At 69.4% G+C, this 23,413-nt stretch carries 24 protein-coding genes and 1 pseudogene; 18 read left to right on the forward strand and 7 right to left on the reverse strand.

Going from position 1 to position 23,413, the window contains the following annotated elements; all coding sequences use genetic code 11:
• Positions 1 to 164 precede the first annotated feature (164 nt).
• From apbC to ACKTT0_RS10630, 12 genes are all read left to right on the forward strand, one after another.
• A complete protein-coding gene (apbC, locus tag ACKTT0_RS10575; RefSeq protein ID WP_407849866.1) occupies positions 165 to 1,253 on the forward strand; it encodes an iron-sulfur cluster carrier protein ApbC in 1,089 nt (362 codons plus the stop codon).
• A 4-nt stretch (positions 1,254 to 1,257) separates the two neighbouring features.
• Positions 1,258 to 1,815, forward strand: a complete 558-nt coding sequence (locus tag ACKTT0_RS10580; protein WP_407849867.1) for a DUF3305 domain-containing protein — start codon at positions 1,258 to 1,260, stop codon at positions 1,813 to 1,815.
• A complete protein-coding gene (locus tag ACKTT0_RS10585; protein WP_407849868.1) occupies positions 1,812 to 2,426 on the forward strand; it encodes a DUF3306 domain-containing protein in 615 nt (204 codons plus the stop codon). The genes ACKTT0_RS10580 and ACKTT0_RS10585 overlap by 4 nt, the downstream gene beginning before the upstream one ends.
• 20 nt (positions 2,427 to 2,446) lie before the next feature.
• Positions 2,447 to 4,543, forward strand: a complete 2,097-nt coding sequence (locus ACKTT0_RS10590) for a 4Fe-4S dicluster domain-containing protein (RefSeq protein WP_407849869.1) — start codon at positions 2,447 to 2,449, stop codon at positions 4,541 to 4,543.
• The gene (locus ACKTT0_RS10595; RefSeq protein WP_407849870.1) at positions 4,540 to 5,154 is read left to right on the forward strand and encodes a TorD/DmsD family molecular chaperone; all 615 of its coding nucleotides are present in this window, start codon (positions 4,540 to 4,542) and stop codon (positions 5,152 to 5,154) included. Before ACKTT0_RS10590 ends, ACKTT0_RS10595 begins: the two co-directional genes overlap by 4 nt.
• A 127-nt stretch (positions 5,155 to 5,281) precedes the next feature.
• Positions 5,282 to 5,488 (forward strand): formate dehydrogenase, encoded by a 207-nt coding sequence (locus ACKTT0_RS10600; protein ID WP_407849871.1) that lies wholly within the window; start codon positions 5,282 to 5,284, stop codon positions 5,486 to 5,488.
• A gap of 13 nt (positions 5,489 to 5,501) precedes the next feature.
• Positions 5,502 to 8,468 (forward strand): formate dehydrogenase subunit alpha, encoded by a 2,967-nt coding sequence (locus ACKTT0_RS10605; RefSeq protein ID WP_407849872.1) that lies wholly within the window; start codon positions 5,502 to 5,504, stop codon positions 8,466 to 8,468.
• A 15-nt stretch (positions 8,469 to 8,483) separates the two neighbouring features.
• Entirely contained in the window at positions 8,484 to 9,128 is a 645-nt protein-coding gene (gene fdh3B, locus ACKTT0_RS10610; protein WP_028355180.1) for a formate dehydrogenase FDH3 subunit beta, read from the forward strand.
• Positions 9,125 to 9,352 carry a hypothetical protein gene (locus ACKTT0_RS10615; protein ID WP_407849873.1) on the forward strand — a complete coding sequence of 76 codons (228 nt, stop codon included), beginning with the start codon at positions 9,125 to 9,127 and terminating at the stop codon, positions 9,350 to 9,352. Before fdh3B ends, ACKTT0_RS10615 begins: the two co-directional genes overlap by 4 nt.
• 12 nt (positions 9,353 to 9,364) lie before the next feature.
• Positions 9,365 to 10,531, forward strand: a complete 1,167-nt coding sequence (locus tag ACKTT0_RS10620; protein ID WP_407849874.1) for a formate dehydrogenase subunit gamma — start codon at positions 9,365 to 9,367, stop codon at positions 10,529 to 10,531.
• A 22-nt stretch (positions 10,532 to 10,553) separates the two neighbouring features.
• Entirely contained in the window at positions 10,554 to 10,931 is a 378-nt protein-coding gene (locus ACKTT0_RS10625; protein WP_407849876.1) for a hypothetical protein, read from the forward strand.
• Complete coding sequence (locus ACKTT0_RS10630; protein ID WP_407849877.1) at positions 10,928 to 11,797, forward strand: formate dehydrogenase accessory sulfurtransferase FdhD; 870 nt, start codon at positions 10,928 to 10,930, stop codon at positions 11,795 to 11,797. The genes ACKTT0_RS10625 and ACKTT0_RS10630 overlap by 4 nt, the downstream gene beginning before the upstream one ends.
• A gap of 94 nt (positions 11,798 to 11,891) precedes the next feature.
• Here ACKTT0_RS10630 and ACKTT0_RS10635 read toward each other — a convergent pair whose 3' ends face one another.
• On the reverse strand, positions 11,892 to 13,016 hold the full coding sequence (locus tag ACKTT0_RS10635) for a substrate-binding domain-containing protein (protein WP_407849879.1): 1,125 nt from the start codon (positions 13,014 to 13,016) through the stop codon (positions 11,892 to 11,894).
• Between the two features lie 120 nt (positions 13,017 to 13,136).
• Here ACKTT0_RS10635 and ACKTT0_RS10640 point away from each other — a divergent pair, with 120 nt between their 5' ends.
• The 3 genes from ACKTT0_RS10640 to ACKTT0_RS10650 are packed head-to-tail and all read left to right on the forward strand — an operon-like array spanning position 13,137 to position 15,465.
• Entirely contained in the window at positions 13,137 to 13,874 is a 738-nt protein-coding gene (locus ACKTT0_RS10640) for an ABC transporter permease (RefSeq protein ID WP_407849880.1), read from the forward strand.
• The gene (locus tag ACKTT0_RS10645) at positions 13,871 to 14,647 is read left to right on the forward strand and encodes an ABC transporter ATP-binding protein (RefSeq protein ID WP_407849882.1); all 777 of its coding nucleotides are present in this window, start codon (positions 13,871 to 13,873) and stop codon (positions 14,645 to 14,647) included. Before ACKTT0_RS10640 ends, ACKTT0_RS10645 begins: the two co-directional genes overlap by 4 nt.
• Positions 14,644 to 15,465: an ABC transporter substrate-binding protein gene (locus ACKTT0_RS10650; protein ID WP_407849884.1), complete on the forward strand. Its 822-nt coding sequence runs from the start codon at positions 14,644 to 14,646 to the stop codon at positions 15,463 to 15,465. Before ACKTT0_RS10645 ends, ACKTT0_RS10650 begins: the two co-directional genes overlap by 4 nt.
• A gap of 13 nt (positions 15,466 to 15,478) precedes the next feature.
• Here ACKTT0_RS10650 and ACKTT0_RS10655 read toward each other — a convergent pair whose 3' ends face one another.
• From ACKTT0_RS10655 to ACKTT0_RS10675, 5 genes and pseudogenes are all read right to left on the reverse strand, one after another.
• Positions 15,479 to 15,919 carry a CopD family copper resistance protein gene (locus ACKTT0_RS10655; protein ID WP_407849885.1) on the reverse strand — a complete coding sequence of 147 codons (441 nt, stop codon included), beginning with the start codon at positions 15,917 to 15,919 and terminating at the stop codon, positions 15,479 to 15,481.
• A 149-nt stretch (positions 15,920 to 16,068) separates the two neighbouring features.
• Complete coding sequence (locus tag ACKTT0_RS10660; protein WP_407849886.1) at positions 16,069 to 16,878, reverse strand: DUF4377 domain-containing protein; 810 nt, start codon at positions 16,876 to 16,878, stop codon at positions 16,069 to 16,071.
• Between the two features lie 109 nt (positions 16,879 to 16,987).
• Positions 16,988 to 17,590, reverse strand: a complete 603-nt coding sequence (locus tag ACKTT0_RS10665; RefSeq protein ID WP_407849887.1) for a DNA-3-methyladenine glycosylase I — start codon at positions 17,588 to 17,590, stop codon at positions 16,988 to 16,990.
• Positions 17,590 to 18,084: pseudogene (locus tag ACKTT0_RS10670) on the reverse strand (methylated-DNA--[protein]-cysteine S-methyltransferase); the annotation flags it as partial. The pseudogene ACKTT0_RS10670 and the gene ACKTT0_RS10665, both read right to left, overlap by 1 nt.
• A gap of 160 nt (positions 18,085 to 18,244) precedes the next feature.
• Entirely contained in the window at positions 18,245 to 19,075 is an 831-nt protein-coding gene (locus tag ACKTT0_RS10675) for an isocitrate lyase/PEP mutase family protein (RefSeq protein WP_407849889.1), read from the reverse strand.
• A gap of 62 nt (positions 19,076 to 19,137) precedes the next feature.
• Between ACKTT0_RS10675 and ACKTT0_RS10680 the strand changes: the two genes are divergently transcribed.
• The 3 genes from ACKTT0_RS10680 (at position 19,138) to ACKTT0_RS10690 (ending at position 22,472) form a co-directional block, all read left to right on the forward strand.
• On the forward strand, positions 19,138 to 20,163 hold the full coding sequence (locus ACKTT0_RS10680; protein WP_407849890.1) for a Bug family tripartite tricarboxylate transporter substrate binding protein: 1,026 nt from the start codon (positions 19,138 to 19,140) through the stop codon (positions 20,161 to 20,163).
• On the forward strand, positions 20,108 to 21,358 hold the full coding sequence (locus ACKTT0_RS10685) for a winged helix-turn-helix domain-containing protein (RefSeq protein WP_407849891.1): 1,251 nt from the start codon (positions 20,108 to 20,110) through the stop codon (positions 21,356 to 21,358). The genes ACKTT0_RS10680 and ACKTT0_RS10685 overlap by 56 nt, the downstream gene beginning before the upstream one ends.
• A gap of 100 nt (positions 21,359 to 21,458) precedes the next feature.
• Positions 21,459 to 22,472 (forward strand): pyridoxamine 5'-phosphate oxidase family protein, encoded by a 1,014-nt coding sequence (locus tag ACKTT0_RS10690; RefSeq protein WP_407849893.1) that lies wholly within the window; start codon positions 21,459 to 21,461, stop codon positions 22,470 to 22,472.
• A gap of 29 nt (positions 22,473 to 22,501) precedes the next feature.
• On the opposite strand, the gene ACKTT0_RS10695 is transcribed toward ACKTT0_RS10690, so the two are convergent.
• Positions 22,502 to 23,401: a LysR family transcriptional regulator gene (locus ACKTT0_RS10695; protein ID WP_407852412.1), complete on the reverse strand. Its 900-nt coding sequence runs from the start codon at positions 23,399 to 23,401 to the stop codon at positions 22,502 to 22,504.
• Between the last annotated feature and the right edge of the window lie 12 nt (positions 23,402 to 23,413).

Genomic DNA, 23,413 nt, shown 5'->3' on the forward strand with positions numbered 1-23,413 from the left:
GTTCCAGCATCGCGGTACGCCGGCCAGTATAGACCAGCCCCGCGCCCTGCCCGCGCCGGCATGCGCCGGCGCATGCGGCATCGCAAAGGGCGGTGCTAAGATCGTCCGAAGGGGCCGCCGCGGGCGGCCATCATTCCATTCGCCGACTCTCATATAGAGACCCCATGGTCGCTTCCGATACGCTATTGCAGGCCTTGCAGGCCGTCATCGACCCCAACACGGGCAAGCCGCTGGCGGGCCCGAAGGCGGTCAAGAACCTCCAGATCGACGGCGCCGACGTCGCCTTCGATGTCGAACTGGGCTACCCGGCCAAGAGCCAGGTCCCGGCGCTGCGCAACGCCCTCATCGCCGCCGCCCGCGGCGTGCCCGGCGTGGGCAACGTCTCGGTCAACCTGCGCACGGCCATCGCCGCGCACGCGGTGCAGCGCGGCATCGCGCTGCTGCCCAACGTCAAGAACGTGATCGCCGTCGCCTCGGGCAAGGGCGGGGTGGGCAAGAGCACCACCGCGGTCAACCTGGCGCTGGCCCTGGCCGCCGAAGGCGCGCGCGTGGGGCTGCTGGACGCCGACATCTACGGCCCCAGCCAGTCGCTCATGATGGGCATCGACGCGCGCCCGCAGAGCGAGGACGGCAAGACCATGGAGCCGCTCGAAAACTACGGCGTGCAGGTCATGTCCATCGGCTTCCTGGTCGATGCCGACGAGGCCATGATCTGGCGCGGCCCCATGGCCGTGCAGGCGCTCGAGCAACTGCTGCGCCAGACCAACTGGAAGGACCTCGACTACCTGGTGATCGACATGCCGCCCGGCACCGGCGACATCCACCTCACGCTCAGCCAGAAAGTGCCGGTCACCGGCGCCGTCATCGTCACCACCCCGCAGGACATCGCCTTGCTGGACGCGCGAAAGGGCGTCAAAATGTTCGAAAAGGTCGGGGTACCGATCCTGGGCGTGGTCGAGAACATGGCGGTGCATGTCTGCAGCCAGTGCGGCCACGCCGAACATATCTTCGGCGCCGGCGGAGGCAGGAAAATGGCGGCTGACTACAACCTGGCCTATCTGGGCGCCTTGCCGCTGGACATCAACATCCGCCTGCAGGCCGACAGCGGCCAGCCTTCAGTGGTGGCCGACCCGGACGGCGAAGTCGCCGGCCTGTACAAGGCCGTGGCGCGCCAGGTCGCCATATCGGTGGCGGACATGGGCAAGGACTACTCCTCCAAGCTGGCGTCCATCGCCATCAGCCGCGAACGCTGAAGCCATGACAGACGCCCTGCCCACCTGCCTGGATGTCGCCGTGGTGATGCGCAAGGAGCGCGTCACCGGGCCGATGCGCCGCTGGCAGGAATGGCGCTGGGTGCTCGACGACGTGGTGGTCGACGAGCCCTCCTTCGGCGCGCAGCCGCGCCTGCTCTACAAGGACGACTCGCACGAGCGCTGGCTGCACCCCGGCCACGTGGTGCGCCTGTTCAAGGACGACGCCGAGGGCTACGTGCTGAACGCCACGACCCCGGCGCCCTGCTGGTTCGTGCTGTGGCGCATGCACGATCCCGACGACGGCGGCGAGCCGGTGGCGCGCCCCGAAATCGTCACCCTCAGCTACCACGACGCCGGCCGCTGGCTCGACGCCCAGGAAACGGTCGAGCAGGTGCCCGCGCCGCCGTTCGTGGTCGATTGGCTGAATGCCTTCATCGCGGCGCACTATGTGCCCGAGCCCAAGCGGCGCAAGCGGCCGGCCAGCTTCCAGTCGCTGCAGGACCGCTTCGGCAACCCGGCCTCGGTGTCCACGCTCAAGAAGTTCGGCGGTGGTGCGCCATGACGGCCGACGAGCGCGCCGGGTTCCTGCAACGCTGGTCGCGCCGCAAGGCCGAGGCCCGCGAAGGAGGCGTGCGCGACGACGAGCTGCCCGACCAGCCCTTGCCCGAGGCGGCGGACGCCGCCGTGCCGGCCCCTGCAGGCGAGGCGTCCGAGCCGGCCGAGCCGCCGCCGCCCACCCTGGATGACGTCCGGGCCTTGACGCCCGAGTCCGACTTCGCCCCCTTCGTGGCGCGGCGCGTCGCGCCCGAAGTCAAGAACGCCGCATTGAAGAAACTGTTCTCCGACCCCCATTACAACGTGATGGACGGGCTGGATACATATATAGACGATTATTCCAAGCTCGAGCCGCTGCCGGCGCCGCTGCTGCGACGCCTGGCCAGCGCGCGGACGCTGGCGCTGTTCGACGACGAGGCCGATCCGCCCGCCGCCGGGCCACCGGCCGGCGCCGCCGCCGCGCCGGGCGCGCCCGAACCGTCCGCCAGCGATCCCGCCGCCATGCCCGACGCCGCTTCCGGGCCCGCCCCGCTGCCCGACCCCGGCCCGGCCGGGCCGGACGCGGAGGTCGCCGACCCCGCCATGCCGCCCGCCGCGCCGGCGGACCGGCGCAACTGATCCCGCCCACGCGAGTGCCCATGACCACCCTGATCTGCGACTGCAACCGCACCATGCCGCTGGCCCCCGATGAGCTGGGGCGCGCGCTGGGCGAAACCCTGGCGCCGCATTCCCTGTTGTGCCGCGGGCAGGCGGGCGATTTCCAGCGCGCCGTGCGCGGCGCCGAGCCGGTGGTGGTCGCCTGTACCCAGGAAAAGCGCCTGTTCGGCGAGTTGGGGCAGGCCACCGAAGGCGCCGTGGCGCCGGTGCGCTTCGTCAATATCCGCGAAACCGGCGGCTGGAGCCGCGATGCGGCGCGCGCCATGCCCAAGCTGGCGGCGCTGCTGGCCGCGGCGCACCTGCCCGAGCCCGATCCGGTCGCCACGGTGACCTACCGCAGCGCGGGGCGCCTGCTGATCATCGGCCCGCTGGACCGCGCCGAGCAGGCCGCCGGCCTGCTCGACGACGCGCTGCAGGTCACCCTGTTCGTGCAGGGCGAAGGCCGCGACGGCGGCGCGCAGGCGCGCCGCTACCCCGTGCTGGCGGGACGGCTGGAGCGCCTGCAGGGCCGCCTGGGGGCATTCGAACTGACCTGGTCGCAGGACAACCCGATCGACCTGGACCTCTGCACGCGCTGCAATGCCTGCGTGGCCGCCTGCCCGGAGGGTGCCATCGGTTTCGACTACCAGGTCGACCTGGCGCGCTGCGCCTCGCACCGCGCGTGCGTGACAGCCTGTACGGTGGCGGGCGCCATCGACTTCCAGCGCCCGCCTCGCCAGTTCACCGAACAGTACGACCTGGTACTGGACCTGGGCGCCACGCCGCAACTGCGCCACCACCAGCCGCCGCAGGGCTATTTCACCTGGGACGGCCGGGACCCGGGCACGCTGCTCAAGCTGCGCGAACTGGTCGGCGAGTTCGAGAAACCCAAGTTCTTCGACTACAAGCAGTCGCTGTGCGCCCACAGCCGCAATGAAACCGTGGGGTGCAACGCCTGCGTCGACATCTGCTCGGCCGAGGCCATCCGCGGCGACCGGCGGCGCCAGCAGATCGTGGTGGACCCGCACCTGTGCGCCGGCTGCGGCGCCTGTACCACCGTGTGCCCCACCGGCGCGATGAGCTACGCCTATCCGCGCAACCCCGACCAGGCCCTGAAGCTGCGCACCTTGCTGTCCACCTATGCCCAGGCGGGCGGGCGCGACGCGGTGCTGCTGCTGCACAGCCAGCAGGGCGGCGAGCGGCTGGTCGAGACGCTGGGCCGCGCCGCGCAGCTCAAGCTGGCGCACGGCGTGCCCGCCAACGTGATCCCGGTGGCCCTGTGGCACACCGCCAGCCTGGGGCTGGATCTCTGGCTGGCCGCGCTGGCGTTCGGCGCCGCGCAGGTCGCGGTGCTGGCCACCGACGAAGAAGCGCCGCAATACCTGGACGGGCTGGAAGCCCAGATGGAAACCGCCCGGGCCATCCTGAACGGCCTGGGCTACGAAGGGCGCCACTTGCACCTGCTGCGCGCCACCACGGCCGAAGCCCTGGACGAGCAGCTCCAGCAGGTGGCCGCCGGGCAGCCGGGCGTGCCCGGACAGGCGGCGCGCTTCGCAGCGGCGCCCGAGAAGCGCGCCACGCTGGCCCTGGCGCTGGACCACCTGGCCGCGCATGCGCCGGGCCCGCTGCCGGAAGCCATCGCCCTGCCGAGCGGCGCGCCCGGCGCGGGGGCGCCGTTCGGCGCGGTGGTGGTCGACAACGCCGCCTGTACGCTGTGCATGAGTTGCGTCAGCGCCTGTCCGGCCAATGCGCTGCAAGACAACATCGCGCGCCCGCAACTGCGTTTCATAGAAAAGAATTGCGTGCAGTGCGGCTTGTGTGAAAAAACCTGTCCGGAAGATGCCATCCAGCTGGTGCCGCGCCTGCTGCTGTCCGAGCGTCGCAAGGAAGCCGTGGTGCTGAACGAAACGGCGCCCTTCCACTGTGTGCGCTGCGGCAAGGCGTTCGGCACCGAGAAGGGCGTGCAGGCGATGCTGCAGCGCCTTGGCGGCCACGCCATGTTCCAGGGCGCGGCGCTCGAACGCCTGAAAATGTGCGGTGACTGCCGCGTCATCGACCTCTATTCCTCGTCCGACGAAGTCCGCATCACCGACCTATGAACGCTACCGTGCCGACCGCAGTTGCCCCAGGTTTCGACGAAGACGCCGCGCGCGCCGAACTGTACGGCGTGCTGGCGCACTTGTTCTATGCCCCGCCGTCCGCCGACTTGCTGGCGCAATTGGGCGCCACGCCCGCCGCGCCCGACGGCTTGCTGGCGCCCGCCTGGAACGCCCTGGCGGCCAGCGCGGGCGAACTGGACGCGGCAGCGGTGCGAGCCGAGTACGACGCCCTCTTTGGCGGGGTGGGCAAGCCCGAGATCTACCTGTTCGGCTCGCACTACCTGGCGGGCTTCCTCAATGAAAAGCCGGTGGCGCGGCTGCGCGAGGACCTGGCCGGGCTGGGCCTGGCCCGCGACCCGGCCATGCCGGAGACCGAAGACCATATCGCCTACCTGTGCGAGGTCATGCGCTGCCTGATCGCCGGCGCGGGGGCGGCGCCGGCCGACCTGGCCACGCAGCGGACTTTCTTCGCCACGCATATCCAGCCGTGGGTCGAGACCCTCTGCGACACCATCGCGGCGCATCCCGCCGCCCGGTTCTACGCGCGCGCCGCCGATTTCACCCGTGCGTTCGCCAGCGTCGAGGCCCAGGGCTTCGACATGCTGCCGTAGGCCCAGCGTTCCGGAGCCGGGGCGCGGCACGGTGCAGTGCGGCAATTGGGGACATTGCCGGAACCAGGGTGTAGGGGTACAGTATGCAAAGCATTTCATATCTGGTTGCCTCCAAGGAGACGGACACATGCCGCAGAAATCTCCCCCACTTTCGCGTCGGATGTTCCTGGCCGGCACCACTACGGCTGCTGCCGCGGCGGCCGGCGCGGCGGTCCTGCCGTCCGCGCGCCCGGCCGGGCAGCCCGCCGCGGCGCCGGCGGCCGCTCCCGCCAAGGGCGGCGGCTACCGGCTGAGCGAACACGTCAAGCGGTACTACAAGACCACGCTGGTCTGAACCGGAGCCAGCCATGCTGCTTACCAAGAAAACAGACGCCGCGTGCGACGGCGTGGCCGAGTCGCATTTCGTGCAGAGCCTGCGGCGGGGCCTGTCTCAGGCGCTGCCCACCATGGACCGCCGGGCCTTCCTGCGCCGTTCCGGCATCGGCGTGGGCGCCAGCCTGGCGGCCGCGCCGCTGGCGCTGGTCAAGCGCGCCGAAGCGGCCGAAGAACGCAAGATCGCCGTGGGCGACACCAAGACCGAAGTGCGCCGCACCGTCTGTACGCACTGTTCGGTGGGCTGTGCCATCGACGCCGTGGTCGAGAACGGCGTCTGGGTGCGGCAGGAGCCGGTGTTTGATTCCCCCATCAACCTGGGCGCGCATTGCGCCAAGGGCGCCGCGATCCGCGAGCACGGCCACGGGGAACACCGCCTGCGCTATCCCATGAAGCTGGTCGACGGCAAATACCAGCGCATCAGCTGGGACACGGCGCTGGACGAGATCAGCGCCCACCTGATGAAGCTGCGCAAGGAAAGCGGGCCGGACTCGGTCTACTGGATCGGGTCGTCCAAGCATGGCAACGAGCAGTCGTACCTGATGCGCAAGTTCGTCAGCTACTGGGGCAGCAACAACTGCGACCACCAGGCGCGCATCTGCCATTCCACCACGGTGGCGGGCGTGGCGAACACGTGGGGCTACGGCGCCATGACCAACTCGTACAACGACATGCAGAACGCCAAGGTCGCCTTGTACATCGGGTCGAACGCCGCCGAGGCCCACCCGGTTTCCATGCTGCACATGCTGCATGCCAAGGAAACCGGCTGCAAGATGATCGTGGTCGACCCGCGCTTTACCCGCACCGCCGCCAAGGCCGACCAGCATATCCGCATCCGTTCCGGCACCGACATCCCGTTCCTGTTCGGGCTGCTGTACCACATCTTCAAGAACGGCTGGGAAGACCAGGCCTACATCGACGCGCGCGTCTACGGCATGGACCAGGTCAAGGCCGACGTGCTGGCCAAGTGGACGCCGGACAAGGTGCAGGAAGCCTGCGGCGTGGACGAAGCCACCATGTACGGCGTCGCCAAGACCCTGCACGAGAACCGTCCCGGCACGCTGGTGTGGTGCATGGGCCAGACCCAGCACTCGATCGGCAACGCCATGGTGCGCGCGTCCTGTATCGTGCAGCTGGCGCTGGGCAATATCGGCGTGTCGGGCGGCGGCGCCAACATCTTCCGCGGCCACGACAACGTGCAGGGCGCGACCGACATCGGCCCCAACCCGGATTCGCTGCCGGGCTACTACGGCCTGTCCGAAGGCTCCTGGAAGCACTTCGCCAAGGTCTGGGGCGTGGACTACGAATGGATCAAGAGCCGCTACGCCTCGCCCGACCTGATGACCAAGCCCGGCATCACGGTGTCGCGCTGGATCGACGGCGTGCTCGAAGACCCCGATGTCATCGACCAGCCCACCAACCTGCGGGCGGTGTTCTACTGGGGCCACGCGCCCAACTCGCAGACGCGCGGCCTGGAAATGAAGCGCGCGATGGACAAGCTCGACCTGCTGGTGGTGGTCGACCCCTACCCGTCCGCCACCGCCGCCATGGCCGCCATGCCGGGCAAGGCCGAAGACCTGAACCCGAACCGCGCGGTGTACCTGCTGCCGGCGGCCACGCAGTTCGAGACCAGCGGGTCTTGTACGGCGTCCAACCGCTCGCTGCAATGGCGCGAAAAAGTCATCGAGCCGCTCTGGGAAAGCCGCACCGACCAGATGATCATGTACCAGCTGGCCGAGAAGCTGGGCTTCGGCAAGGAGTTCGTCAAGAACTACAAGCTGCAGAAGGTCAAGGGCATGGACGAGCCCATCATCGAGGACGTGTTGCGCGAGGTCAACCGTTCCTGCTGGACCATCGGCTACACCGGCCAGAGCCCCGAGCGCCTGAAGGCGCACATGCGCAACATGCACGTGTTCGACGTCAAGACCTTGCGCGCCAAGGGCGGCAAGGACGCCGAGACCGGCTATGACCTCACCGGCGACTACTTCGGCCTGCCGTGGCCCTGCTGGGGCACGCCCGAGCTGAAACACCCGGGCACCGCCAACCTGTACAACACCAGCCTGCACGTCATGGACGGCGGCGGCAACTTCCGCGCCAACTTCGGCGTGGAGCGCGACGGCGTCAACCTGCTGGCCGAAGACGGTTCGCATTCGAAGGGCGCCGACCTGACCACCGGCTATCCGGAGTTCGACCACGTCCTGATGAAGAAGCTGGGCTGGTGGAGCGAGCTGACCGACGCCGAGAAGGCGGCGGCCGAGGGCAAGAACTGGAAGACCGACTCCTCCGGCGGCATCATTCGCGTGGTCATGAAGAACCATGGCTGCTACCCGTTCGGCAATGCCAAGGCGCGCGCGGTGGTGTGGAACTTCCCCGATGCCATCCCGCAGCACCGCGAACCCATCTACGGCACGCGGCCCGACCTGGTGGCCAAGTATCCGTCGCACGACGACCTCAAGGCGTTCTGGCGGCTGCCCACCTTGTACAAATCGCTGCAGCAGAAAAACGTGGCGGACAAGCTGTACGAGAAATTCCCCATCATCCTCACGTCGGGGCGGCTGGTGGAATACGAAGGCGGGGGCGACGAAACGCGTTCCAACCCGTGGCTGGCGGAACTGCAGCAGGAAGCCTTCGTCGAGCTCAATCCCAAGGCGGCGGCCGACCGCGGCATCCGCAACGGCGACCGGGTGTGGGTCTCCACGCCCACCGGCGCGCGGCTGAACGTGCAGGCGCTGGTCACTGAGCGGGTCGGGCCCGACACGGCTTTCATGCCGTTCCACTTCGCGGGGCGCTGGCAGGGGGCGGACCTGCTGTCCAGCTACCCGGAAGGCGCGGCGCCGATCGTGCGCGGCGAGGCGGTCAACACCGGCACCACATACGGCTACGACTCGGTGACGATGATGCAGGAAACCAAGACCACCATCTGCAACATCGCGAAGGCCTAGATCCAGGAGAGCGCCATGGCCAGAATGAAATTCGTCTGTGATGCAGAGCGCTGCATCGAATGCAATAGCTGCGTCACCGCCTGCAAGAACGAGCACGAAGTGCCGTGGGGCGTGAACCGCCGCCGGGTCGTGACGCTGAACGACGGCGTGCCGGGCGAGAAGTCCATCTCGGTCGCGTGCATGCATTGCAGCGATGCGCCGTGCATGGCGGTCTGTCCGGTGAACTGCTTCTACCGCACCGAGGAAGGCGTGGTGCTGCACAACAAGGACACCTGTATCGGCTGCGGCTACTGTTCGTACGCCTGTCCGTTCGGCGCGCCGCAGTTCCCGTCCGAAGGCACGTTCGGCGTGCGCGGCAAGATGGACAAATGCACCTTCTGCGCCGGCGGCCCGGAAGAGCACGGCAGCGCCGCCGAATTCGAGAAGTACGGTCGCAATCGCCTGGCCGAGGGCAAGCTGCCGGCCTGCGCGGAAATGTGTTCCACCAAGGCCCTGCTGGGCGGCGATGGCGATGTGATCGCCGATATTTTCCGGACCCGCGTCCTGCATCGCGGCAAGGGCGCCGAGGTGTGGGGCTGGGGCACGGCCTACGGCTCGCAACAGGCCGGCCAGCCGCCGCAGCAGCAGGCGCCGGCCGCCGACACCAAGGGGAAATCATGAGCGCGCGTACCTGGCTGATGGCGGCGCTGGCGCTGGGGCTGGCGGCCTGTACCGAACAATCGCAGGAACTTCGCACCGGCAGTTATACGGGCGAGCCGGCCTATGCCGGCACGGGAAGTCATTTCGTCGCATCGGGCTGGACGCCCGGCGACAAGAACAGTTGGCTGAGCGAGCTCAAGGTGCGCACCCAGCGCGGCCAGAACGAGTACAACAAAGTCAACTGACCGGAGGCTGCCATGGTACGGTCATTCTTCGCGATGCTCTTGATGAGCGCTTCGCTGCTGGCGCCGGCGGCGGCACAGAATGCGGCCGCGCCGGCCGACGGCGGGCTGGGCGGCATCAAGAGCGCCAACATCTTCGAAGTCAAGCCGGACGCCAATGAATTGCCCGGCTACGCCGAGCAGACCAATGCCCAGCGTGCCCGCGTGCAGCCCGGCAACAACGCCCCCATGTGGCGCCAAGTCAATTCCGGCGAGCCAGGCTACAGCAGCCTGCCGGCCAGCCAGGCGCCCGAGGCGGGTGTGCTGATCCAGCGCTTCGTGCAGTATCCGGGTTCGCACTACACCACCGCCGGGGAAGCCTGGCGCCAGGTGCGCAACCACTGGCTCATTCCGTACGGCGGGGGGCTGCTGCTGATCGTGCTGGTGGCCATTGCGCTGTTCTACCTGGCCAAGGGGCCCATCAAGATGCACGGGGCCGAGACGGGTCGCAAGATCGAGCGCTTCACCTACTTCGAGCGCGCCGCCCACTGGGTCAACGCCACTGCGTTCGTCATCCTGGCCATATCCGGCATAGTGATGGCGTTCGGCAAGTTCTTCCTGCTGCCCTGGATGGGCGGCGCAATATTCGGCTGGCTGACGTGGGTCCTGAAAACCGTGCACAATTTCGTCGGACCGGTCTTCGCCGTGTCGCTGGTGGTCGTGCTGATCACCTTCGCCAAGGACAACCTGCTGCGCCGCTATGACCTGACCTGGCTGCGCAAGGGCGGCGGCCTGCTGCGCGCGCAGCATGTGCCGGCCGGCCGCTTCAACGCCGGCGAGAAACTGATGTTCTGGGTCGGCATGTTGGTCCTGGGCCTCGTCGCCGTGGGCTCGGGCCTGTTCCTGGACCGCGTGGTCCCGGATCCCCTGCTGTACACGCGCGGCAACATGCAGATCGCGCACATGATCCACGCGGTGTCGGTGATCCTCATGATGTGCATGATCATGGGCCACATCTACCTTGGCACCATCGGCATGCAAGGCGCCTTCCGCGCCATGAAGACCGGCTACGTGGACGAGACCTGGGCGCGCGAGCACCACGACGTGTGGTACGAGGATATCCAGGCGGGCCGGGTGCCGGCCCAGCGTACCGCCGACCGGGCCGCCAAGCGGCGCGGCAAGGCCACGCCGGCCGGCGTCTGAGCCGGCATTCAAGGAGCACGCCATGAAGATCATCGTTGCCCTGTCGCTGGCCGCCCTGGCCGCCAACGCTTACGCGACCCTGCCGCCGCTCAGCCCGGAGGCCCAGGCCAAGGCAGCCGAGGCGAAGGCCAAGGCGGCCTGGAGCGCCAGCGTGGCGGCCTACCAGTTGTGCCAATCGCAGGACAAGGTCGTGGCCGAATATTTCGCGGAGGCCAAGATGGCGGGCAAGCCGCTCGGCCAGCCCGTGGCCACGCCCGAGTGCAAGGACCCCGGGCCCTTCGTGTATGCGCCGGCGCCGGTGCAGGCGCGCGAGGGGTCCGGCGCGCACTCGCCGGCCGAAACCGCCAGCCAGCCGCCCAGTTCGCCGCAGCCCGATGCCGAGGGCAAGCCCGCCAAGTGACCGCGTCCAGCCTGTCCCTGCCGCGCCTGACCCAGGCCCGCGCGCCGCTGACGCGCGCCGTCACCGTCGTCAACGAGCACGGCGCGACCGAGGCCGTGTCGATCCCGGCCGAGCGGCCGCTCACCATCTATGTGGACCGGCGTGAGCTGGTCACGCTGATGACGCTGGGCGCCATGCCGGAACTGCTGGTGCTGGGCTATTTGCGCAACCAGCGCCTGATCAGCGAAGTGAGCGACGTGCTGTCGATCATGGTCGACTGGGAAGTCAACGCCGCCGCGGTCGAGACCCGCCACGGCATTGCCGACCTGGAGGCCCGCACCGCCCAGCGCGTGGTCACCACCGGCTGCGGGCAGGGCAGCGTGTTCGGCGGCCTGATGGAAGAGCTGGACCACATCCGCCTGGCGCCGCAGGCCAGCGTCACGCAGGCGCAGCTCTATGGCCTGCTGAATGCCATCCGCGTGCAGGAAACCACCTACAAGTCGGCCGGCTCGGTGCACGGCTGCGCGCTGTTCCGCGGCGCGGACATGCTGATGTTCGTGGAGGACGTGGGGCGCCACAACGCCATCGACACGCTGGCCGGCTGGATGTGGATGCAGCCCGAGGCCGGCCAGGATGGCGCCGACAAAATCTTCTACACCACCGGGCGGCTGACCAGCGAGATGATCATGAAGTCGGCGCAGATGGGGGTGCCCATCGTGGTGTCGCGCAGCGGCATGACGCAAATGGGCTATGAGATCGCGCGCGGTCTCGGGCTGTGCGCCATCGGGCGGGCGGTGAACCGGCATTTCGTGTGCTACACCGCGCCCGAGCGGCTGCTACTGCAGCCCGAACTGGCGGCCGCGCGGGCGCCGGCGTCGGCGCCCTGAAATCCGGCAATGATGGGATGCGGCGAGGTGTCCGACACCCCGCGCGACGGTGATCGCCTGCGCAAGGCACTTTGAAAGGGTGTCAGACACCTGGCTACAACGAGCCGGATCGGCTGCGCCGTGGCTTTTTTGCGGGGAAGCTCCACCACGGCAGCACGCGCCGCATTGATAGCACCTGGCCGCTGTTGGGAGCCGGCGCGTAGCCCGGCATGGCGGCCAGCGCCGCCTGCCAGCGTTCGCTGCGCAGAATGGCCAGCAGGGCTTGGGTGGAGGGGTGGTCGAGCGAGGACTTCAGGCAGACCAGGAAGTAGTTTTCCGACACCAGCGGCACGAAATCCAGATGGTGGTGGCGCGCGGCCGGGGCGATGCCCAGGCCGGCGTCGGCGCTGCCGGCCGCGATGGCGTGCGCCACGGCGGCGTGCGAGGGTTCGGTGCGGGCATAGCCGTCGATGGCGCTGGCGGCCAGGCCGGCCTGTTCCAGCAGTTCGTCGAACAGCACCCGGGTGCCGGTGCCCAGCGCGCGGTTCACGTAGCGCACGCCGGGGCGGCGCAGGTCTTGTACGCCGGCCAGCCCCTTGGGATTGCCGCGCGCCACGATCAGCCCCTGCTGGCGCTGCGCGAAGCCGATCAGCTTGTGCAGGCCGGGCTTGAGAAGCGGCTTGTAGCTGCGCTCGGTGAGCGAGCCCGGCACGGGGTCGCGGCGCGTATGAAAGCCTGCCATCACGCAACGCCCCTCGTTCAACCCGCGGATCGCATCGACGCTGCCGGTGAAGCGGATGTCCAGGTGCAGTTTGTCGCTGGCCACCGCGTGGCCGCGCAAGGCGTCCAGCGCGTCGTCGTGGCTGGCATATAGCGACACCACGTGCGCGGCGTCGTCGAAGGCGACCGCGAAGGCGCGTTCCAGTTCGGCGCGCAGCGCGTTGATCTGCGGAGCCAGCCGCGCCTGCGCGTGGCGCTCGGCCCACAGCAGCTTTTCGCCGAACTCGTTCAGGCGCGCGGGCTGGCCCTTGTCCCAGACGATCAGGGTGCGGCCCAGGGCTTGCTCCCATTTCTTCAGCTCGCCCCAGACATGCCGGTACGACAGGTTGAGCGCCTTGGCCGCGGCCGAGATCGAGCCCTGTTCGCGCACGGCGAACAGCAGGTCCATCAGCGCGTTGCCGATGACGCTCGGAGGGGCGTCGGTGCCGCCCAGCTGGTAGGAAAGGTCGATGCGATGCACGCCAGCGAGTATGCCCGAAATGGCCGCGCCCGGGCTGCCGCGCGGCCTATGAAAAGCTATTCATATGGTTTGCATGATACTGCTGGGCTACGCTCTTCCCCAGCCCAGGGAAGAGACGCCATGAACACTATGACCGAAAGCGCGACGACAGCGCTGCGCCTGATCGCCGCTGCCGATCCGGCACTGCTTGCCATCGTGGCGCGTTCCCTGGCGGTCAGCGCCTGTGCCTGCGCGCTGGCCTGCGCGCTCGGCATGCTGGCCGGCTCGTGGCTGGCGGTGGCCCGGTTCCGGGGCCGCGGCATCGTGCTCACCCTGCTCAATACGTCGCTGGCCCTGCCCTCGGTGGTGGTGGGCCTGGCGGTCTACCTGCTGCTGTCGCATTCCGGCCCGCTGGGGTTCCTGGGCTGGCTGTTTTCGTTCCAGGCGATGGTGCTGGCCCAGGCGGTGCTGGTCTGTCCGGTGGTCACCGCGCTGGTGCGCCAGACCATCGAAGACGCCGACCGGCGCCATGGCGAACAACTGCGTTCGCTGCGCGCCCGCGCGCTGGTGCGCAGCCTGCTGCTGTTGTGGGATGAACGCTTCACGCTGCTGACCATCGTCATTACCGGCTTCGGCCGCGCCATCTCGGAAGTCGGCGCCGTCATGGTGGTGGGCGGCAACATCGAGGGCTACACGCGCGTCATGACTACCGCCATCGCGCTGGAGACCAGCAAGGGCGACCTGCCCCTGGCCTTGGCGCTGGGCCTGCTGTTGCTGCTGGTGGTGCTGCTGCTCAACACGCTGGCCGGGCTGGTGCGGCGCTGGCGCGAGCGGCGCGACGCCGGGCTTTCCGGCCTGTATGGCGGGGCGGCATCATGAAGGCGCCCGCCTGCGACACCGGGCCGGTGGCGGCCGGCGCTGCCGAACGCCGCGCGGCTCGCGTCGCGTCCGATATCCTGTTCGACCTGCGCGGCGTCGATGTCGACTACGGCGGCGTGGCCGCATTGCGAGCGGTCTCGCTGACTATCCGCGCCGGCGAATGCGTGGCGCTGGTGGGGGCCAACGGCAGCGGCAAGAGCACGCTGCTGCGCGTGCTGCACTGCCTGCTGCAGCCGACGCGCGGCCAGGCCCGCTGCGTGGCGCGCCGGCGCCAGGCCATGCTGTTCCAGCACCCTTACATGCTGCGCACCTCGGTGCTGAACAATGTCGCGCTGGGGCCGTGGCTGCGCGGCGTGCGCTGGCGCGAGGCGCGCGCCCGCGCGCTGCAGGCCCTGGCACGGGTCGACATGGACGGACTGGCCGCGCGCAATGCCAAGGCCTTGTCGGGTGGCCAGCAGCAGCGCCTGGCCATGGCGCGGGCCTGGGCGTTGGCGCCCGAGGTGCTGCTGCTGGATGAACCCACCGCCAGCCTGGACCCGCACGCCAAGCGCGAGGTCGAGCAGATGATGCAGGACTTCGCGCAGCCGGGCGCGCAGTGCGCACCCGCGATGATGTTCAGCAGCCACAACCTGGGACAGGTCAAGCGGCTGGCGCGCCGCGTCATTTACCTGGAACGGGGGCGCGTCGTGGCCGATCTGCCGGTGGACGATTTTTTCTACGGCCCGCTGCCCGAGGCGGCGAGCCTGTTCGTCAAAGGAGAACGCATACCATGAAGATCCTACCCATGCCATGGCGGCGCGCCGTCATGCCGGCCGTGCTGGCGGTGGCGGCGCTGGCCGCGCCGGCCGCGGGCGCCGAGACCATCGTCATGGCCTCGACCACGTCCACCGAGCAGTCGGGCCTGTTCTCGCACCTGCTGCCCGCCTTCAAGCAGGCCAGCGGCATCGACATCAAGGTGGTGGCGCAGGGCACCGGCCAGGCGCTCGACATGGCGCGTCGCGGCGATGCCGACGTGCTGTTCGTGCACGACCAGGCGGCCGAGGAGAAATTCGTGGCGGAAGGCTATGCCACGCGGCGTTATCCGGTCATGTACAACGATTTCGTGCTGATCGGCCCGGCCGCCGACCCGGCCGGCGTCAAGGGCAACGACATCGTGCGCGCGCTCGCCAGGCTGGCCGAAACCGACAGCCCGTTCATTTCGCGCGGCGACAAGAGCGGCACCCACGCGGCCGAGCTGCGCTTCTGGAAGGCGGCCGGCGTCCAGGATCACGGCAAGGGCTACAAGGCCTGCGGCTGCGGCATGGGGCCGGCGCTGAACATGGCATCGTCGATGGACGCCTATGTCTTGTCGGACCGCGGCACCTGGCTCAGTTTCAAGAATCCGGGCGGCCTGAAGGTGCTGGTGGAAGGCGACAAGCGGCTGTTCAACCAGTACGGGGTGATGGTGGTCAACCCCGCCAAGTACCCGCACGTCAAGGCCAAGCCGGCGCAGCAGTTCGTCGACTGGGTCACTTCCAAGGCGGGGCAGGACGCGATCGCCAGCTACAAGGTCAACGGCCAGCAGTTGTTCTTCCCGAATGCGGGCAAATAGCGCGCCGCGCGCGCTACCACGTGATGTAGAACATGGCCTTGGCCAGCAATACGATCAGCGCGACGTGGCAAAAGACGCTGATATGAATGCGCCGCGAATTGCGGGTATTGAGCCGTCCGCGGCGCTGCAGCGCCATGGCCGCGAGGAAGTGGCCAAACACGCTGAGCGCCAGCAGGATCTTGATACCGAGCAGCAGCCCGAAACTGCCGGCCAGCGGATCGGCGAGTGCGGCGCGGTGTTGCCAGGCCAGGCCGGCTCCCGCGCCGTACAGCACCAGCAATACCCAGGGGATGACGCGCCGCGCCCGGGCGCCAATGGCGCTTTCGACCAGGCGCAGCGCCTCGCGCGGCACGTGCCTGCGCACGCCGTCCAGCATCACGACTTCGAAGAACACCGTGCCGGCGAACGCGATGGCCGCGATCAGGTGCAGGGCCAGTAGAACGGGATAGCTCATGATGCTGTAACGAGAATTGTTTTCTCTCAGATGGTGGCATCATGATCGACGCTGTCCAATGACAAGAATCAAGGCCAGCGCTATTGAGGGTCTTGCGGAACAACCAAAGCGGCCGCGCCGGCCCACAGTGCGGCCCGGCGCGGCGGACTTCAGCGGCTGCCGGTCTGCTCGCTTTCGACCACCATGTCCAGCACGTAGGCGTAGCGCGAGGCGTCGGCCGGAACATTGGTGCGCTCGTAGCGCTTGATGCGCAGCACGTTGCGCACGCCGGGCTCGTGGGTGTAGCCGTCGATTTCGCTGTAGAAGGCCTGCCATTCGCCCTGGCGGGTCTTGACGCCGTTGGCGTCGTACTGGATTTCGCGCACTTGCAGACACTGCATGTTGGGGATCAGCGGATGCGAGCAGGCCACCCGCTGCGGCGCCACTTCCAGGAACATGGTCTGGCCGGCCGAGCCGTAGCGGGTTTCGTCGGTGGGCGTGCCCGTCAAGGTCCATTGCGCGCCATCGTCGAAGCCGACCGTCAGGGTGGGGTTGTCCGCGCCATCGGCGATGCGCCAGGTCGTCGCCTGCGGCAGGCGGCGGGCCACGTCGTGCTCGTACTGCATCACGGCTGCATCGCCGCAGGCCATCATGGTGCCCACCATCTGCGAAATCTTCAGGCGGTCGCCCTCGGTCTGGTAGCCGCCGCCGAGCCGGTTGCACAGGCCGGCCACCGAGACGCGCTGATCGGCGAAGGTCAGGCGCAGCGGCGCGCCGCGCAGCGTCTTGGGCGGCACCCAGCGGGTTTGCGTCGCGCCGGCGGCGTCTTGCGCCTGGGTCAGGTCCCAGTGGTAGGCCGACAAGGTGGCGGCGGCAGTGGCCGGCTTGCCGGCGTGAGTGGATGATTGATCGTTCATGGTGCAGGCGGCCAGCGCGCCCAGCGCGCCGATCAACAGGAGACGGGGGACGAGATGCTTCATGGTTCGGATCCTGGCTGGATGACCCCTGCATTATCCCCGCTGCGGCGGCCCGGCAGGCCGGCGCAATGTAAACAAACGCAAAGAGCGGCGGCGCGGGCGGGCGGCCGCCTCAGCGCGGCCAGATGCCGGAACTGCCGCGGCGGTGGCTGTCGACCAGGTGCGTGTCGATCATGCCGGTAGCTTCCATGAGCGCGTGCATGGTGGTCGGGCCGACGAACTTGAAGCCGCGCCGGCGCAGCGCCTGGCTCAGGGCGGTCGAGGCCTCGGACACCGTGGGAATGTCGCGCACCGTGCGCGGCGTTGGTGTCTGGGCCGGCTGGAACGACCAGATGAACTGCGCCAGCCCCCCGTCGGCCCGCAGCGCGATCGCGGCCGCGGCATTGTTGACAGTGGCGAGGATTTTCGCGCGGTTGCGCACGATGCCCGGGTCGGCCAGCAGCCGCTCGATGTCGCCCTGCGTGAATGCCGCCACGGTGTCCACGTCGAACTGCCGGAAGGCGGCGCGGAAGGCTTCGCGCTTGCGCAGGATAGTGGCCCATGACAGCCCCGACTGGAAGCACTCCAGGCTGAGCCGTTCAAACAGCCCGCGCTCGTCGCGCACCGGCATGCCCCATTCGGTGTCGTAGTAGTGGCGCAAAAGCGGGTCGTGCGCGGCCCAGGGCGGCCGCGCCAGGCCGTCCGCGCCGATGATGACGCCGGTGTCCGCGCTCATGCCGCCAGCTGCCCCTGTCCGCTTTCCAGCGCCAGCAGCAGCGCCTTGGCGCGCAGCCCGCCGGCGAAACCGGTCAGCTCGCCGGACGCGCCGACCACGCGATGGCAGGGCGCCACGATGGAAATCGGGTTGCGCCCGTTGGCCGCGCCTACCGCGCGCACGGCCTTGGCGCGTCCGATCTGCGCCGCGATGTCGCTGTAGCTGCGCGTCTCGCCATAGGGAATGGTCAACAGCGCCGACCACACCTGCTTCTGGAATTCCGTGCCGGCGAACTCCAGCGGCAAGTCGAACCGGTCGCGGGTCCCGGCGAAATATTCGCCGAGCTGGCGCTCGGCTTCCAGCAGGACGGGGCGCTGCGGCTCTTCCTGCATGGGACCGAGACGCACCCGGTCGGGGCGGTCGTTTTCCCAGAGGATGGCGGCGAGCTTCGCGCCGCTGGCCACCAGCTTCAACTGGCCTACCGGGGTGGCCACGGTCTTGTATGCGTATGACATGTCCGGATTCCTTCACACGAGGGTAAATGCGCCTGTCGCCGCCGTTGCCAGGCGCTGGCGGCGCCGGCGTCGAGCGCGAGGCTCCATGATGCGCAGTCTACGTCCGCGCCGGGATGTTCCGCACTCGTCTTCTTGCCCCTGAATTGCCGTTCCGGTCAGTTCACTGCCGGGGCGGCCCGAACAGCCCGTTCAGCGCGTCGCCGGACGCCGCATCGGCGAAGGCGATATCGAAGCGCCCCTGCGCGACAGCCTGGGCCGCCTGCATGAACCCCGCCCAGGCCGCGCGGGCCAGCGCGCCGCCCACGCTGATGCGGCGCACCCCCAGGGCGGCGATGTCGGCCAGGCTGAGTTCGCTGGTGGCGCCGACCAGCAGGTTCACCGGCTTGGGCGCCACCGCCGCCACCACCGCCGCGATCTGCTCGCTTGTGCGGATGCCGGGCGCGTACAGGCAGTCGGCGCCCGCTTGGGCATAGGCGCGCAAGCGGGCGATGGTGTCGTCCAGGTCGGGGCGGCCGGCGATGAAGTTCTCGGCGCGGCCCACCAGCAGGGTGCCCGTGCCCGCGGTGTCGATGGCGCCGCGCGCTGCCTTCAGGCGGGCGACCGCGACATCGATGGGAAATAGCGGATCGGCCGGGTTGCCGGTGGAGTCCTCGATCGACAGGCCGGCCACGCCGGTGTCCACGGCCAGGCGCACATTGCGCGCCACGCCTTCGGCGTCGGGCGCGTAGCCGTTCTCGAAGTCGGCGTTGACCGGCAGGTCGGTGGCCGCCACGATCTCGCGCAAGTGCTGGAGCACCAGGTCGAGCGGCGCGCCGCCATCGGGCCGGCCGTGCGACCAGGCCATGCCCGAACTGGTGGTGGCCAGTGCCTTGAACCCCAGGCTTTGCAGGTAGCGGGCGCTGCCCGTGTCCCAGGGGTTGGGCAGGATGAAGCAGCCCTGCTGGTGCAGGGCGTGGAAGGCGGCGCATTTGTCGACGGCGGGCGAGGGCATGGCGCATTGCTCCGGGCAGGATGGGGCTACACAGTCTACTGCGCGGCGGGGCGTCGGGATGCATGCTTCGGCGCGGATCGAATAATATCGACGCCATCAAGAACCACCAGGAGACAAGCGTGCGCAGGATTTCCCTCGCGTGGCCGGCATTGCTGGCGCTGGGCCTGTCGGCGGGCGCCCCGGCGGCAGCCGATACGTTCCCGTCCCAGCCGATCAAGTTCATCGTGCCGTATGCGCCGGGCGGCACGACCGACCTGGTGGCGCGCACGGTCGGCAAGCAGGTTGCCGATGCGCTCGGCCAGCCGGTCATCGTCGAGAACAAGCCGGGCGCCGGCGGCAACATCGGCATGGCGCAGGTGGCCCAGGCCGTGCCCGATGGCTATACCGTGGGCATGGGCGCCATTTCCACCAATGCGGTGAACCCGCACCTGTACCAGGAAATGAAGTTCGACCCGACCAAGGACTTCACCCCCATCACCATGCTGGGCATGTCGACCATCGTGCTCGAAGTGAACCCGTCGGTGCCGGTGGCCAATGTGCAGGAGTTCATCGCCTATGCCAGGCAGAACCCGGGCCTGATCTACGGCGCGGCGGGCACCGGCACTTCGATGCACCTGGCGGGCGTGCTGTTCGGCCAGATGACGGGCACCGAGCTGGCGCATGTGGCCTACAAGGGCAGCGCACCGGCGCTGACGGACATGATGGGCGGGCAGATCCAGGTGATGTTCGACAATCTGCCGGCCTCGCTGCCGCACATCAAGGCTGGCAAGCTCAAGGCGCTGGCGGTGGCGGGGTCGCGCCGCAATGCCCAGTTGCCCGAGGTGCCGACCATCCAGGAGGCCGGCGTGGCGGGCTATGCGGTGGATCCCTGGTTTGCGCTGTACGGGCCGGCGGGCATGGCGCCGGACGTGGTGGCCAGGCTCAACCAGGCGTTTCGCGCGGCGCTCGAGTCCGCCGAGGTGAAAACGACGCTGGAGAACGCCGGCTTCAGCCCGCAGGCGTCTACGCCGCGTGAACTGGCCGAACTGTCCAGTGCCGAATACCAGCGATGGGGCGAGATTGTCGATCGCGCGCAGCTCCGCAACTGAACCGCTGGCGCTGACCGACGGCCAGGCGCGCCGCATCGCGCTGGCGGCCCAGGGTTTCGGCGGGCCGCGCGACGGCCCGGTGGGCCGCCGGCAGTTGACGGCGTTGCTGGGCCGGCTGGGCGTGATCCAGATCGATTCGGTCAACGTGGTCTGCCGCACGCATTACCTGCCGGCCTATTCGCGGCTGGGGGCGTATCCGCAGAACCTGCTGGAAGAACTGGCCTGGGGCCGCAAGCGGCCGCTGTTCGAGTACTGGGCCCACGAAGCCTCGCTGTTGCCGCTGGCCAGCCAGCCGCTGCTGCGCTGGCGCATGCAGGATGCCCGGGCCGGCCTGGGCACCTGGAAAGGCATCGCGCGTTTCCTGCATGAGCGGCGCGGGTTCATCGACAGCGTCCTGGACGAGATCGCCGGACGCGGCCCCCTGTCGGCCTCCGAACTGCAGATGGGGCACAAGGGGCAGGGCGGCTGGTGGGGCTGGAGCGAGGCCAAGCGCGCGCTCGAATGCCTGTTCTGGGCCGGCGAGCTGACCGCCGCCACGCGCCGCGGCACCTTCGAGCGCGTCTACGACCTGCCCGACCGGGTCCTGCCCAAGGACGTGCGTGACATCCCGACCCCGCCGCGCGCCGCCGCGCAGCGCGACCTCTTGCGCATCGCCGCCCGCGCCATGGGCATCGCCACCGAGCGCGACCTGCGCGATTATTTCCGCATGGGCGTGGACGAAACCCGCGCGCGCCTGCGCGAGCTGGTCGAGGCCGGCGACCTGTTGCCGGCCTCGGTGCGCGGCTGGCGCGAGCCTGCCTACCTCGATCCGGCGGCGCGCCGGCCGCGCCGCATGGAGGCCACGGCCCTGCTGTCGCCGTTCGACAACCTCATCTGGTTCCGCGACCGCGCCGAGCGCCTGTTCGGCGTGCGCATCCGGCTCGAGATCTACACGCCGGCGCACAAGCGCGTGCATGGCTACTACGTGCTGCCCTTCCTGGAGGGCGATGCCCTCACCGCGCGGGTCGACCTCAAGGCCGACCGCAAGGGCTCGGTGCTGATCGTGCAAGCCAGCCATGCCGAACCGGGCGCGGGCACGGCGACCCCGGCGAAGCTGGCGGCCGAGCTCGAGCGCATGGCGGGCTGGCTGGGATTGCGCCGGGTGCGAGTGGAAAAGCGCGGCGACCTGGCGGCCGCGCTGGCCGCGGCGCTGTAGGCGGACGGCGGGTCGCCGGCGGCGCGGCACGGCAGCTCTGTTATTAATAACAATTCTCATTTATTATTGGGTGCGCCACAACCATGCCGAGGAGGCGTGCTTGGATAACCCGATTCACACGATCGAGGCCCTGGAGGCCCGGATCGGCGCGCGGCCCGCTGCCATTGACCTGAAGGTGATCGACCACCTGGACGCGCACGCCCGGCGCTGGCTGCAGGCGTCGCCGCTGGCGTGCGTGGCCACCAGCGATACCCGGCAGGTCGAGGTCACGCTGGCCGGAGGGTCGCCCGGTTTCGCGGCGCCGCTCGACACGCAGCGCCTGCGCCTGCCGTGCGCGGCGCTGGACGATCCGGCGCACGCGCAGCCGGGCCGTGGCGTCGGCCTGCTGTTCCTGGTTCCCGGCCTGGGCGAGACCTTGCGCGTGAACGGCCGGGTGGCGGCGCTAGAGGCCGGCGACGCCATCGTCGCGGTGGACGAATGCTATGCGCATTGCGCCAAGGCCCTGCTGCGCTCGGATTTCTGGCGGCCGGCCGCGACGCCCGCGCCCGGGGCGGCCGCGGACCCGGCCGCCTTCCTGGCGGCGAGCCGCTTCATGGCGCTGGCCACTGCGGACGACGCGCTGCGCACCGACCTGAGTCCCAAGGGCGATCCCGCCGGCCTGCTGGTCCGGCCTTGCGATGGCGGCATCTGCTTCGCCGAGCGGCCGGGCAACCGGCGCACCGACAGCCTGCGCAACATGCTGGCTCGCCCTCGCGCGGCCGTCATGTTGCTGGTGCCCGGCAGCAGCCGGGTCGCGCGCGCGCAAGGCAATGCGCAGATCAGCGCCGACGCGGCGTTGCGCGAGGAATTCGCCGTGCACGACAAGGTGCCGAAGCTGGTGACCCGCGTGGCCGCGCCATCGATCGAATGGCGCGACAGCGCGGCGCTGGCGCGCGCGCGGCCGTGGGACGCGCCGGCCCCGCCGGCCGATATCGACCCGGCCGAGATCTTCGCCGCGCATGTGCGGCTCAACAAGACGCGCGGCCTGGCGGCGGCGCTCGCCAGGAGCGCCGTGTCCGTTCCCGGACTGATGCGCAAGGGGCTGGAGCAGGACTACAAGCGCAACATGTACTAGCGCGTCGCTGCGCTGCCTTGGCAACGCCCTCAGTCGTCGCCGAAGCAGTGCAGCGCGACTTCGCGGAAGCGCTGCGCCGCCGGGCTGGACGGTTCCGGCAGCAGCAGCGCCAGGCCGATCTCGGCCGCCGGCGAAAGGTCGGCGATGGCTCGGTAGGCGACGCGCGGGCTGGGGTTGTATTGCATGACGGCCGGCACCAGCGCCACGCCCAGGCCGCTTTCGACCAGCGACAGTACGGTCTGCACCTGGGTGGCTTCCTGGGTCACGCGGGGCAGGAAGCCGGCGCGCTGGCAGGCCAGCATGGCGGTCGCGTGCAGGCCGGCGGCGTCTTCGCGCGAGTAGAAGACGAACGATTCCGCCGCCAGCTCTTCCATCTTGATCTCTGGCTTGTGCGCCAGCGGATTGCCCAGCGGCAGCGCCGCCACGAAGCCCTCCGCCAGCAGCGGCGCCAGGCGCGCGCGCGAGGGCGCCAGCAGCGGCGTGCGCACCAGCCCGACATCCAGGTCGCCGCTGTCGACCCGTTCGGCGATACGCACCGACGTGCCTTCCTTCAGCACCAGTTCGACAGCGGGATACTCGGCCCGGAACAACCGCACGATGCGCTGCAGGACGCCATTGGTGGTGGAGCCGACAAAGCCTACCCGCAGCGCGCCGCCCGTGCCGGTGGAGGCGGCGCGCGCGGCCGCCCGCAACTGCACATTGTGAAAGAGCAGGCGCCGCGCTTCGGCCAGGGCCGCCTGGCCGGCGGGCGTCAGGGACACCCCGCCCGCGCCGCCGCGCTCGAACAGGCGGGCGCCGAGGTCCGTTTCCAGTTTCTGGATCGCCACGGTCAGCGGCGGCTGCGTCATGTGCAGCCGGTCGGCGGCGCGCCGGAAATTCAGCGTCTCGGCCAGCACCACGAACTGGCGCACCCGTCGCAGGTCGAGCATGGGATCGGGCGC

The sequence above is a fragment of the Bordetella saccharivorans genome, from assembly GCF_045862855.1.
In the GTDB taxonomy this organism is placed as follows: Bacteria; Pseudomonadota; Gammaproteobacteria; order Burkholderiales; family Burkholderiaceae_B; genus Bordetella_A; species Bordetella_A petrii_F.